The sequence below is a fragment of the Shinella fusca genome, from assembly GCF_014203155.1.
Classification (GTDB): Bacteria; Pseudomonadota; Alphaproteobacteria; order Rhizobiales; family Rhizobiaceae; genus Shinella; species Shinella fusca.
Window position 1 is genome coordinate 226986 of the sequence record NZ_JACHIK010000007.1, and the last position, 11786, is coordinate 238771.

The window sequence follows — 11786 nt, forward strand, 5'->3', positions numbered from 1 at the left end:
GGAGCCTGTAAAGACGCGGCAACTCACAGGATATTGCTTGAACATGGCCGAAACCCTTGCCGAGGCGGTCTCCCGCCGCCGCACCTTCGCGATCATCGCGCACCCGGACGCCGGTAAAACCACCCTCACGGAAAAGCTCCTTCTCTTCGGCGGCGCCATCCAGCTCGCCGGCGAGGTCAAGGCGAAGAAGGACCGCATCCAGACCCGCTCGGACTGGATGAAGATCGAGCGCGAGCGCGGCATCTCGGTCGTCACTTCCGTCATGACCTTCGAATATGACGGCAACGTCTTCAACATCCTCGATACGCCCGGCCACGAGGACTTCGCCGACGACACCTACCGCACGCTGACGGCGGTGGACGCGGCCGTCATGGTCATCGACGCGGCCAAGGGCATCGAGCCGCGCACGCTGAAGCTCTTCGAGGTCTGCCGCCTGCGCGACATTCCGATCATCACCTTCGTCAACAAGATGGACCGCGAGAGCCGCGACCCGTTCGAGATCCTCGACGAGGTGGAGGAGAAGCTGGCGCTCGATACGGCCCCGGTCACTTGGCCGGTTGGCCGTTCCAAGACCTTCTGCGGCTCCTATCACCTTGCCGACCGCACCTTCCGCGGCTCGGACACGCAGGTCCAGCCGACGAGGATGGACGATGCCGCCGAGGTCGCCAAGCACCTGCCGGAAAACGAGCGCGAGGCCTTCATCGAGGAGATGGAACTGGCGCGCGAAGCCTGCCGCCCGTTCGACCGCGAAGCCTTCCTCGAAGGCCACCTGACGCCGGTGTTCTTCGGCTCGGCGCTCCGTAACTTCGGCGTGCGCGACCTCATCAATGCGCTCGGCGCCTTCGCGCCGCCGCCGCGCGACCAGGTGGCGGACGTGCGCAAGGTCCATGCGGCGGAAGACAGGATGACGGCCTTCGTCTTCAAGATCCAGGCCAACATGGACCCGAACCACCGCGACCGCATCGCCTTTGCCCGCGTCTGCTCCGGCATGCTGGAGCGCGGCATGAAGGTGCGCCTTGCCCGAACGGGCAAGACGATCGGCCTTTCCGCGCCGCAGTTCTTCTTCGCCTCGCAGCGCCAGCTTGCCGATACGGCCTATGCCGGCGACGTCGTGGGCATTCCCAACCACGGCACGCTCCGCATCGGCGATACGCTGACGGAAGGCGAGGCGCTGGTCTTCGAGGGCGTGCCCAACTTCGCGCCGGAAATCCTGCGCCGCGTGCGGCTGGAAGACGCCATGAAGGCCAAGAAGCTGAAGGAGGCGCTCCAGCAGATGGCGGAGGAGGGCGTCGTGCAGCTCTTCTCGCCGGAGGACGGCTCGCCCGCCATCGTCGGCGTCGTCGGCGCGCTGCAGCTCGACGTGCTGAAGGAGCGGCTTTCGGCGGAATACGGCCTGCCGGTCTCCTTCGAGATGTCGCGTTTTTCCGTCTGCCGCTGGATCTCCTCCGACAGCGCGGCCGAACTCGACAAGTTCGTCACCCAGCGCCGCGGCGACATCGCCCGCGACCTCGACGGCGACCCGGTCTTCCTCGCGCAGGATTCCTTCTCGCTGCGCTACGAGGCGGAACGCTACCCGGCGATCAAGATGGTGGCCATCAAGGAGTATCACGTCAGCAAGGCATGAGGCGGCGAAGACCCCTCCCTAATCCCTCCCCACAAGGGGGAGGGACTTAACTCGTGGCACCCTCGGCGAAAAATTTCGAGGGAAAAGCGTGCTGCCAGCCTTTCTCGCCCCTTGTGGGGGAGATGCCGGCAGGCAGAGAGGGTCTTTAAAATCCCGTGACACTAGCGCCCGCATCTGCGACAACCCTCCCCGGACAGGGGCGTCCGCCGTCAGGCGGGCTGAGAAGCACCCTTTGAACCTGAACCGGATCATGCCGGCGGAGGGAGTCGCAGGGTGCCGTTTCCCGCCGCCCGAAGGCCGCCTCCGCTAGAAGGAGGCGCTATGGCCGAGACGATTGCCAACATCCTTTCCATCGCGGGGTCCGATCCGTCCGGCGGCGCCGGCATCCAGGCCGATCTCAAGGCCTTCGCGGCCTGCGGCACCTACGGCATGGCTGCGCTGACGGCGCTGACGGCGCAGAACACGCAAGGCGTCTCCGCCGTCCATCCCGTGCCGCCCGCCTTCGTTACGGCGCAGGTCGCCGATGTTTTCCGCGATATCCGCGTCGATGCGGTGAAGATCGGCATGATCGCCTCGGCGGAGATCGCCGAAGCCGTGGCGGATGCGCTCGCGCCGCACGGCGCTGTTCCCGTCGTGCTCGATCCGGTGATGATCGCCAAGGGCGGCTCCCCGCTGCTGGCGGCGGAGGCCGTCTCGGTGCTGACGCGCCGGCTGCTGCCGCTTGCGAGCGTACTGACGCCCAACCTGCCGGAAGCCGCTTCCCTCCTCGGAGAGGCGGAAGCCGCGGACCGGGCCGGCATGGAGGATCAGGCGCGGCGCCTGCTCGCGCTCGGCCCGAAGGCGGTTCTGCTCAAGGGGGGGCACCTGCCGGGCACTGAGAGCCCGGATGTGCTGGCGACGGCGGAGGGCGTGCGCTGGCTCGAAGGCGTGCGGGTGCCGACGCGCAACACGCACGGCACCGGCTGCTCTCTGTCGAGCGCCCTTGCGGCGGAACTCGGCAAGGGGCGGCCGCTTGCCGAGGCCGTGGCGGCGGCCAAGCGCTTCGTCGCCGGTGCGGTGCGCGGGGCGGATGCGCTTTCCGTCGGCTCCGGCCACGGCCCGCTGCACCATTTCCATGCGCTCTGGCGATAGGCGTCAGCGGTCGGCGAGCGCCAGCCGCAGGCCCATCAGGCCGAGGGCGGCGGCAAAGCTGCGCTGGGTCCACAGCATGACCTTCGGCCGGCCCAGCACCTGCCGGCGCAGCCCCGCGGCAAGCGCGGCATAGAGCGCGAAGACGAGGAAGGTCAGCGCCATGAAGACGCCGCCGAGGAAGAGCATCCGCACCGTCGCGTCGGGTGCCTGCGCCGGCACGAATTGCGGCAGGAAGGCGAGGAAGAACAGCGAGAGCTTCGGGTTGAGGATATTGGTGAGGATACCCTTGCGCAGGATGGAGAAGGCGCGTCCCGCCGGCTGCGCAGGCCCGAGATCCAGCGCCTCGCCCTGCCGCAGCAGGCTCCATGCGATGAAAAGGAGATAAGCGACGCCGAGATAGCGCAGCGTCTCGAAGGCGAGCGCGCTCGCGTGGAGCAGCGCGGCAAGGCCGGCGACGCTGGCAAGGATATGCGGCACGATGCCGAGCGTGCAGCCGAAGGCGGCAAGCAGGCCGTCGCGGAAGCCGCCGCCCATGCCGAGCGCCAGCGTATAGAGCACGCCCGTGCCCGGCAGGAGGATGACGACGAGCGAGGTGATGAGGAATTCGGTGGTCATGGGAGTTCCCGTGGCTGGAGAAAGCGGCAGGGAACACCGGAAGGCCGTCGCCGGTCTTGAACGAAATTGCGGGAAGATCAGGCGAGGGCGGAAAGATAGGCGCCGGGCGTATAGCCGTAGCGGCGCGTGAAATTGCGCGTCATGTGGCTCTGGTCGGCAAAGCCCGCCGCCATGGCCGCCTCGGCGAGCGGCGTGCCGGCGGCGATCATTCGCCGGGCAAGGTCGGTGCGGCGCTGGAGCTGGTAGGCATGCGGCGTCAGGCCGGTGAGGCGGACGAAATCGCGCAGCAGGCGGAAACGGCCGATGCCGCACGCGTCGGCAAGGTCATGAAGTGTCACCGCCGCAGCCGGGTCCGTGTCGATCCTCTCGCAGGCGCGGGCGATCGTCGCTGCCGCTTCCCGCGGCGGCGCCCGCTCCCTCAGAACGGCGGCGAGCAGCAGGAGAAGCCGTTCTTCGCCGGCAAGGGGCGCGGCATCGCCCGAGAGCAGCGCGGCAAGGCTTGCCGAGACGAGGCGGGCGATGCGCGCATCCGCCAGCACCGGCGCGTAAAATTCCTCGCGCGGCCGCCCCTCGAAAATATCGGCGGCGGCTGTCCCGACGAGATCCGGCCGCAGGTAGAGCATGCGCCAGGCGCGCGGCCCGTCGCCGAGCGGCGCGCCGTCATGCACCTCGCCGGGATTGACGGTGATCGCGTCGCCGGCCTCCGCCTCGACGAGGCCGCGCCCGCTCGCCGATTTCTGCGCGCCGCGCTCGATGAGGCCGATGCCGAAGGTCTCGTGCGTATGGCGCGTGAAGCTCAGCCGGCTGTCGGCGAAGACCGCCTCGATGCCGTCGACCTGCGTCTTGAGAATCCGGAAGTGCCCGTTCGCCATGGCGCGATCTTTCGGCATCCGCACGGCGGCGTCAATGCCGCATCTGTTCCATGGGAAACGGCGCGCCGCGCCGCGCGCTCCATAATGACACGCATGGTTTCGTCCCGTTTACATTCGTTAACGCATTTTTACCCATTTGCGTTGAAAATCCGGGCAGTGCCATGGTTAATGCGTCGGGTTTAACGCCGGTTCGCGCCGGTCCTTTGAAGCGGGAAGTGCGTCATGTGCCGTTGGGCAGCCTATCGCGGGGAACCGCTTTATCTCGAGGAACTGGTGTCGTCGCCCGCCCATTCGCTGATCGAGCAGTCCCATTGCGCCACCCGCGCCAAGACGGCGACGAACGGCGACGGCTTCGGTGTCGCCTGGTACGGCGAAAGGCCGGAGCCCGGCCTTTACCGCGACATCCTGCCGGCCTGGTCCGATTGCAATCTCAGGAGCATCGCCCGGCAGGTCCGCTCGCCGCTCTTCCTTGCCCATGTGCGCGCGGCGACGGGCGGCGGCACGCGGCGCGACAATTGCCATCCCTTCGTCCACGGCGTCTGGTCTTTCATGCACAACGGCCAGATCGCCGATTTCGAGCACCTGCGCCGGCCGCTCGAAACCATGCTCGACAACGACCTCTACAATTCCCGCACCGGCTCGACGGATTCCGAACTCCTGTTCCTGCTCGCCCTGCAATTCGGCCTGGAGCGCGATCCGCTCGGCGCGATGGCCGAGACGATCGCCTTCGTCGAGCGGCTCGCCGCGCATCTGGAGCGCCGCGTGCTCGTGCGCTTCACGGCGGCCTTCTCCGACGGCCGGCAGCTTTATGCCGTGCGCTATGCGACGGACTTCGCCGCGCCCACGCTCTATGCCGCGCCGATGGGCGAGACCGGCGGCTACTGCCTCGTGTCCGAGCCGCTGAACGACGAGGTGGAAGCCTGGGTGGAGATCCCGGACGGCAGCGCCGTCGTGCTCGGGGAAAACGGCGTCGACGTGCGCATCTTCTCGCCCGCCGGCCGTCCGGCGGGCGGAATGGAAGCGAAACTCGCCCTCGTCAGGTAAGCCGCTCGGCGATCCAGCCGGCAAGGCGCCCGGCGACCTCGTCCTTGGAAAGGTCCGGCCAAGCCGTAATGCCGGCCTCGGTGATCAGCTTCACGCTGTTGCGCGTGCCGCCCATGATGCCGGTTTCCGGCGAGACGTCGTTGGCGACGATGAGGTCTGCGCCCTTCTTCTTCAGCTTCACCCGGCCGTTCTTCTCGACGTCCTGCGTTTCGGCGGCGAAGCCGACGACGATCTTCGGGCGGTCCGCATGGTGGCCGACGGTCTTCAGGATATCCGGGTTCTCCGTCAGCATCAGCGGCGGCGGGCCTTCGCCCGGCTGCTTCTTGATCTTCTCCGCATTCGGCGCCGCCGCGCGCCAGTCGGCGACGGCGGCGACCATCACGGCGATATCGGCCGGCAGTGCGGAGAGCACGGCCTGAAGCATTTCCTCGGCCCGTTCCACCCTGACCACGTTCACGCCCGGCGGGTCGGGGAGGGTGACGGGACCGGAAACGAGCGTGACGTCCGCCCCGAGCCGGGTAAGCGCCGCGGCAATGGCATGGCCCTGCCGGCCGGAGGAACGGTTGGCGATATAGCGCACCGGATCGATCGGCTCGTGCGTCGGACCGGAGGTGACGACGGCCCTGCGTCCGGCAAGCGGCTTCGCACCGCCATCGATCAGGCGTTCCACGGCGGCCACGATCTCCAGCGGCTCGGCCATGCGGCCGAGGCCCGCTTCGCCGCCCTCGGCCATCTCGCCGGCATTGGGGCCGATGAAGGCATGGCCGTCGGCGCGAAGCGTCTCGACATTGCGGCGAGTCGCGGGATTGGCCCACATCTTCGGGTTCATGGCGGGCGCGAGCAGGACCGGCCGGTCGGTGGCGATGAGGACGGCGGAGGCGAGATCGCCGGCAAGGCCGTTCGCCATCTTCGCCATCAGGTCGGCGGTGGCGGGTGCGACGAGGACGAGGTCGCAGTCGCGCGCCAGCCGGATATGGCCGACATCCTGCTCGTCCTCGCGGGAAAAGAGGTCCGTATAGACATGGCCGGAGGAAAGCGCGCCGACGGCGAGCGGCGTCACGAATTCCTGCGCCCCGGCGGTCATGACCGGCCGCACCTCCGCGCCGCGCTCGCGCAGGCGCCGGATGAGGTCGAGGCTCTTGTAGGCGGCGATGCCGCCGGAGATGACGAGGAGGATGCGTTTTCCTGCAAGCGGCATGGCGGGTCCCGGGCTCGTGAGGCGCATGGTGCTCTTTCCTCCTATCCCTTTGAAAAGGCTTTTCCAAGCCGTTTCGGGCGGAAGCGCTCAGGCGCCCTCGTCGGGAATGTTCAGCACATGGCCGCAGGCCTTGCAATGCACCGCGTCCGCCTCGTGGCGCGACAGGCCGCATTGCGGGCAGGGGAAGGTCACCTTGTAGGGCCGCACGATCGCCTGTGCGAGCCGCACGAAGAGCGAGATGCCGATGATCATGGTGACGATGGAGGTGAGCTTGCCCAGCGTTCCGGGCAGGATGACGTCGCCGAAGCCGGTGGTCGTGACGGTGGCGACGGAGAAATAGAGCGCGTCGACGAAGCCGGCAAAGCCGTCCGCGCCGTAGAAGAAGTTGCTGTAGACGAAGCCGGTGACGAGGAAGAGGAAGACGAGGAAATTCGCGCAGGCCTCGATGATGTCTTCCTTGTCGCCGTTGCCGGTGCGGTAGAGCATCAGGGTAACGAGCTTGCTCTGGCTGATCGCCCAGATGCGCAGCACCCGGAGGAACGCGAAATTGTGCAGGTGGCTCGGCACGAGCAGCGTGGCGAGGATGACGAGGTCCACCCAGGTCATCGGCCGCATCAGCCAGTAGCGCAGGTTCGGCGCGATCAGTGCCCGCGCGGCAAGCTCGAAGGCGATGACGGCAGCGATGGCGAGATCGACCGCCACATAGGCCGAGCCCGCGCGCAGGTAAGGCCCCGTGATGAAGAAGGCGAGGATCGCAACATCGACCAGCAGCAGCGCCACCTGGAAGCGGATCGCCTGCCGGTCGCGGCCGAAATAGAGCCCGCGCAATTGCCGGCGCAGCCGTTCGAGGGTGGTTTGCGGTTCGGTGTCGCTCGGCTGCGTGTCGGTCATGACGGGGAGACTAGCGCCGGGAAGGCGCCGGTCAAGCTCAGGTGAGCTTCCAGGCGATGTAGACCAGCACCGCCGCGATGACCCAGAGCGCAAGGCGGCCCGAACGGCTGTGGCGCGCCTCGGAACGGCCGATCGCTTCCGCCGTCTCGGCGTCGAAGCGAAGGCCCTTCTCGGCCATGGCGGTGAGGTCCTGCGAGAACTTTTCCGCCTTGGCGGCGATCTCCGGGGCGGCCTCCGCCAGCCTGAGGGCGGCATGCGCGCCGTCGCGAAGGTCTGCAAGAAGGCGCTTGGGGCCGAGATTGTCGCGGATCCAGTCGCCGACCACGCCCTCGGAAGCCTTCCACATGTTGAAGCGCGGGTTCAGCGTGCGGGCGACGCCCTCCACCACCACCATGGTCTTCTGCAGCATGACGAGCTCGGTGCGCGTCTCCATGTCGAAGAGCTCCGTCACCTCGAAGAGCAGGGTGAGCAGCTTGGCCATGGAGATCGTCTCGGCCGGCTGGCCGTGGATCGGCTCGCCGATGGCGCGGATCGCCTGGGCGAAGCTCGCCGTGTCATGGTGCGAAGGCACGTAGCCGGCCTCGAAATGCACGTCCGCCACGCGCTGGTAGTCGCGGGTGATGAAGCCGTAGAGGATCTCGGCAAGGAAGCGGCGCTCCTTCTTGCCGAGCCTTCCGACGATGCCCATGTCGACCGCGACGATGACGCCCGCGGGATCGACGAAGAGGTTGCCCTGGTGCATGTCGGCATGGAAGAAGCCGTCGCGCAGCGTGTGGCGCAGGAACGACTGGATCAGCGTGTCGGCGAGGCGGTCGAGGTCGTGGCCGGCGGCGCGAAGGCCGTCCACGTCCGACATCTTGATGCCGTCGATCCATTCCATGGTGACGACGTCTCGGCCCGTGCGCTCCCAGTCGACCGTCGGCACGCGGAAGCCGGGGTCGTCCTTCGTGTTCTCGCCGAGTTCGGAAAGGGCGGCGGCCTCCAGCCGCAGGTCCATCTCCACCTTCGTCGTCTGCTCCAGCGTGCGCGTCACCTCCACCGGCTTCAGCCGGCGGGTGTTGGGCAGGATCTTCTCCTGCAGGCGCGCGGCCGCATACATGGCCTCGAGGTCGTGGCCGAAGCGCTGGCGCACGCCGGGGCGGATGACCTTGACGGCGACGCGCTGTTCGCCATCGGCCTTGCGCACGGTGGCCGGATGGACCTGCGCGATGGAGGCGGCGGCGATCGGGTCGTCGAATGTGGCGTAGAGGTCCGCGAGCGGACGGCCGAGCGAGCCTTCCACCGTCGCCACCGCGGCCTCCTTCGGGAAGGTCGCCATGCGGTCCTGCAAGGCCGAAAGCTCGACGGCGATCTCCGCGCCGACGACGTCGGGTCGGGTCGCCAGGAACTGGCCCATCTTCACATAGGAGGGGCCGAGGCGCTCGATGGCGCGGGCAAGGTTGTCGCCGCGCCCGACCCGGGCGGCCTTGCGGCGCTCGAAGAGGCCGGCAATGGCCTTGCCCGTGCGAGCGAGCGGCGGCATGCCGTCAGCCGGCAGCGCCGAGACGACGCCCTCGCGCATGAGGACCCAGCCCACGCGGGCGAGGCGAAAATAGGCGCCGATGACGCTCATTCAGAGCTTCCAGCCGGAATGCAGCGCTGCGATGCCGCCGGTGTAGTTGGTGTAGGTGACGCGCGAGAAGCCGGCCTTGCGGATCATCGCGGCGAAGTCCTCCTGGCCCGGGAACTTGCGGATCGATTCCACGAGATACTGGTAAGGCTCGGCATCGCCCGTGATCATCTTGCCGAACTGCGGGATCGCCTTGAACGACCAGGCGTCGTAGAACCTGTCGAGCAGCGGCATCTCCACCTCGGAGAATTCCAGCACGAGGAGGCGCCCGCCGCGCTTCAGGACCCGGTAGGCTTCCGACAGCGCCACATCGATGCGCGGCACGTTGCGGATGCCGAAGGCGATCGTGTAGGCGTCGAAGCTGTTCGCTTCGAAGGGCAGTTCCTCGGCATTGGCCTCGACGAAGTCGAGATTGGCGGAAAGGCCCTTCCTGGCAGCCCGGTCGGCGCCGACGGAGAGCATCGAGCCGTTGATGTCGAGGACGGTGGCGTGCGCCAGCCGGCCGGAGGCCTCGACGATGCGGAAGGCGATGTCACCCGTGCCGCCGGCAACGTCCAGCACCTTGTAGGACGGGTCCTTGCGCGGGTTGAGGCTGGCGATCATCGCGTCCTTCCAGGCCCGGTGCAGGCCGGCGGACATGACGTCGTTCATGATGTCGTAGCGCTTGGCGACCTTGTGGAACACGTCGTTGACGAGCGCCTGCTTCTCGCCCTGCCGCACCTCGCGGAAGCCGTAGGAGGTCTCCATCCCGCCGTCTGCGGATGTGCGCTGTTCCGTCATCGTCGTCTCCGTGGGCCTGTCTGTCGCAGCCGGATTGCCGCAAAGACCATAGCGAATTGCCGTCTGGCGCGCTATCTGAACGCTTCGCCGCGTATATAGGACATAGATTGCCGAGAGGGAAATGCCCGGGCGCGGCAAATGCGCCCAAAGGTTAAATCCCCTTCAAGGAGAACGACATGCCGGAATTGCCGGAAGTGGAGACGGTGAGGCGCGGCCTCGCGCCCGTCATGGAGGGTTCGCTGATCCGCCGGGCGGAGCTGCGCCGCCCGGACCTGCGCTTTCCCTTTCCGTCCGGTTTTGCCGGGGCGCTGGAGGGCAGGCGGGTCCTTTCCCTCGGCCGGCGCGCGAAATACCTCCTGATCGATCTCGACGGCGGCGATGTGGTGATCGCCCATCTCGGCATGTCCGGCTCCTTCCGGGTGGAGGGCGCGGATGCCGGCGAGACGCCCGGCGACTTCCACCGGCCGCGCGGCAAGGACGCGCGCCACGACCACGTCGTCTTCCACCTGGAGACCGCGGATGGCGAGCGCCGCGTCGTCTACAACGACCCACGTCGTTTCGGCTTCATGGATATCGCCCGCCGCGAGGATATCGCCGGCCATGCCTTCTTCCGCGATCTCGGCGCCGAGCCGACCGGCAACGCGCTCGATGCCGACTACGTCGCGGCGAAGTTCCGCGGCCGCCAGACGCCGCTGAAGGCGGCGCTCCTCGACCAGAAGAACATTGCTGGCCTCGGCAATATCTATGTCTGCGAGGCGCTGTGGCGTGCCCATCTTTCGCCCGAGCGTCTGGCCGGCACGCTGGTGACGGCGGCGGGCAGGCCGAAGAAGGAGCTCGTGACGCTCACCGGGGCGATCCGCGAGGTGATCGCGGATGCCATCGCCGCCGGCGGCTCGACGCTGCGCGACCATATCCGCGCAGACGGCTCGCTCGGCTATTTCCAGCATTCCTTCTCCGTCTACGACCGCGAGAAGGAGGCTTGCCGCACGCCCGGCTGCACGGGCACGATCGGCCGCATCGTGCAGGGCGGCCGCTCGACCTTCTATTGCGCCGCCTGCCAGAAGTAAGAGAACAGAGGAGAGAGAAGAATGGCCTATGAAACCCTGCTGGTGGAGACGCGCGGGCGCGTCGGCCTTGTCGCGCTCAACCGGCCGCAGGCGCTGAACGCCCTGAACCGCCGGTTGCTCGACGAGTTGAAGGCTGTGCTTGCCGGCTTCGCGGCCGATGCCGGCATCGGCGCGGTCGTCGTCACGGGCTCTGAAAAGGCCTTCGCGGCCGGCGCGGACATCAAGGAGATGCAGCCCTACGGCTTCGCCGAGGCTGTTGTCGAGGACCTTGCCGCCGGCTGGGACGAGGTCGCGGCCTTCCGCAAACCGATGATCGCGGCCGTCAGCGGCTTTGCGCTCGGCGGGGGCTGCGAGCTTGCCATGATGTGCGACTTCATCATCGCTTCCGAGACGGCGAAGTTCGGCCAGCCGGAAATCACGCTCGGCATCCTGCCCGGCATGGGCGGCACGCAGCGCCTGACCCGCGCCGTCGGCAAGGCCAAGGCCATGGACCTCGTGCTCACCGGCCGCATGATGGATGCGGCCGAGGCCGAGCGCTCGGGCCTCGTCGCCCGGGTCGTCGCGCCGGAGAAACTGATGGAGGAGGCGCTGGCGGCAGCGGAGAAGATCGCCGGCTACTCGCTGCCCGCCACCATGATGGCGAAGGAAGCGGTCGCCCGCGCCCACGAGACGGTGCTGTCGGAAGGCATGCGCGCCGAGCGCCGGCTGTTCCATGCGCTCTTTGCGACCGAGGACCAGAAGGAGGGCATGGCGGCCTTCATCGAGAAGCGCAAGCCGGCTTTCCGTAACCGTTGAGGCAGGCGCATGTTGCGCAAAAGTGTGAAGCGGTCTTGCGATAACAACATGCGAAAACGAAGATGCTAGAGTATCCGTGTTGGTCAAGGTAGGGATGGGACCCATTTTCTGCCTTTGCTGAGCAGTGCATTGGCGAGGACGATGAGTTTTCGCATGATTG

The 11786-nt window shown here is 67.6% G+C and carries 11 protein-coding genes and 1 riboswitch; of the genes, 5 read left to right on the forward strand and 6 right to left on the reverse strand.

All coding sequences use genetic code 11. The features are described from left to right. Positions 1-43 precede the first annotated feature (43 nt). Both HNQ66_RS12740 and thiD read left to right on the forward strand, forming a co-directional pair. Positions 44-1624, forward strand: coding sequence for a peptide chain release factor 3 (locus HNQ66_RS12740; protein WP_184144525.1), 1581 nt, complete (start codon positions 44-46; stop codon positions 1622-1624). Positions 1625-1809: 185 nt separating this feature from the next. Then, positions 1810-1906: riboswitch (TPP riboswitch) on the forward strand. Between the two features lie 39 nt (positions 1907-1945). Beyond that, positions 1946-2755: a bifunctional hydroxymethylpyrimidine kinase/phosphomethylpyrimidine kinase gene (thiD, locus tag HNQ66_RS12745; protein WP_184144526.1), complete on the forward strand. Its 810-nt coding sequence runs from the start codon at positions 1946-1948 to the stop codon at positions 2753-2755. A gap of 3 nt (positions 2756-2758) precedes the next feature. Here the strand turns inward: thiD and HNQ66_RS12750 are convergent, their stop codons facing one another. Beyond that, positions 2759-3370 (reverse strand): LysE family translocator, encoded by a 612-nt coding sequence (locus HNQ66_RS12750; protein WP_184144527.1) that lies wholly within the window; start codon positions 3368-3370, stop codon positions 2759-2761. A gap of 77 nt (positions 3371-3447) precedes the next feature. After that, positions 3448-4242: an AraC family transcriptional regulator gene (locus HNQ66_RS12755; protein WP_184144528.1), complete on the reverse strand. Its 795-nt coding sequence runs from the start codon at positions 4240-4242 to the stop codon at positions 3448-3450. 222 nt (positions 4243-4464) lie between these two features. Here HNQ66_RS12755 and HNQ66_RS12760 point away from each other — a divergent pair, with 222 nt between their 5' ends. Then, positions 4465-5286 carry a class II glutamine amidotransferase gene (locus tag HNQ66_RS12760; protein ID WP_184144529.1) on the forward strand — a complete coding sequence of 274 codons (822 nt, stop codon included), beginning with the start codon at positions 4465-4467 and terminating at the stop codon, positions 5284-5286. Here HNQ66_RS12760 and coaBC read toward each other — a convergent pair. From coaBC to ubiE, 4 genes are all read right to left on the reverse strand, one after another. Further along, positions 5279-6484, reverse strand: a complete 1206-nt coding sequence (coaBC, locus tag HNQ66_RS12765; protein WP_184144552.1) for a bifunctional phosphopantothenoylcysteine decarboxylase/phosphopantothenate--cysteine ligase CoaBC — start codon at positions 6482-6484, stop codon at positions 5279-5281. The two genes, HNQ66_RS12760 and coaBC, sit on opposite strands and share 8 nt — an antisense overlap. Positions 6485-6571: 87 nt before the next feature. Further along, positions 6572-7375: an ion channel gene (locus HNQ66_RS12770; protein ID WP_184144530.1), complete on the reverse strand. Its 804-nt coding sequence runs from the start codon at positions 7373-7375 to the stop codon at positions 6572-6574. Between the two features lie 37 nt (positions 7376-7412). After that, positions 7413-8987, reverse strand: coding sequence for a 2-polyprenylphenol 6-hydroxylase (ubiB, locus tag HNQ66_RS12775; protein ID WP_184144531.1), 1575 nt, complete (start codon positions 8985-8987; stop codon positions 7413-7415). Next, positions 8988-9764, reverse strand: coding sequence for a bifunctional demethylmenaquinone methyltransferase/2-methoxy-6-polyprenyl-1,4-benzoquinol methylase UbiE (gene ubiE / locus HNQ66_RS12780; RefSeq protein ID WP_184144532.1), 777 nt, complete (start codon positions 9762-9764; stop codon positions 8988-8990). Positions 9765-9940: 176 nt separating this feature from the next. Here ubiE and mutM point away from each other — a divergent pair, with 176 nt between their 5' ends. Beyond that, a complete protein-coding gene (gene mutM, locus HNQ66_RS12785; RefSeq protein WP_184144533.1) occupies positions 9941-10831 on the forward strand; it encodes a bifunctional DNA-formamidopyrimidine glycosylase/DNA-(apurinic or apyrimidinic site) lyase in 891 nt (296 codons plus the stop codon). 21 nt (positions 10832-10852) lie between these two features. Continuing rightward, positions 10853-11626, forward strand: a complete 774-nt coding sequence (locus tag HNQ66_RS12790; protein WP_184144534.1) for an enoyl-CoA hydratase — start codon at positions 10853-10855, stop codon at positions 11624-11626. Positions 11627-11786: the final 160 nt, after the last annotated feature.

Coding starts and splice junctions, on each gene's coding strand:
- HNQ66_RS12790 (WP_184144534.1), top strand. CDS start 10,853: ATGGCCTATGAAACCCTGCTGGTGGAGACGCGCGGGCGCGTCGGCCTT.
- HNQ66_RS12770 (WP_184144530.1), bottom strand. CDS start 7,375: ATGACCGACACGCAGCCGAGCGACACCGAACCGCAAACCACCCTCGAA.
- HNQ66_RS12755 (WP_184144528.1), bottom strand. CDS start 4,242: ATGGCGAACGGGCACTTCCGGATTCTCAAGACGCAGGTCGACGGCATC.
- mutM (WP_184144533.1), top strand. CDS start 9,941: ATGCCGGAATTGCCGGAAGTGGAGACGGTGAGGCGCGGCCTCGCGCCC.
- HNQ66_RS12740 (WP_184144525.1), top strand. CDS start 44: ATGGCCGAAACCCTTGCCGAGGCGGTCTCCCGCCGCCGCACCTTCGCG.
- HNQ66_RS12750 (WP_184144527.1), bottom strand. CDS start 3,370: ATGACCACCGAATTCCTCATCACCTCGCTCGTCGTCATCCTCCTGCCG.
- coaBC (WP_184144552.1), bottom strand. CDS start 6,484: ATGCCGCTTGCAGGAAAACGCATCCTCCTCGTCATCTCCGGCGGCATC.
- ubiE (WP_184144532.1), bottom strand. CDS start 9,764: ATGACGGAACAGCGCACATCCGCAGACGGCGGGATGGAGACCTCCTAC.
- thiD (WP_184144526.1), top strand. CDS start 1,946: ATGGCCGAGACGATTGCCAACATCCTTTCCATCGCGGGGTCCGATCCG.
- ubiB (WP_184144531.1), bottom strand. CDS start 8,987: ATGAGCGTCATCGGCGCCTATTTTCGCCTCGCCCGCGTGGGCTGGGTC.
- HNQ66_RS12760 (WP_184144529.1), top strand. CDS start 4,465: ATGTGCCGTTGGGCAGCCTATCGCGGGGAACCGCTTTATCTCGAGGAA.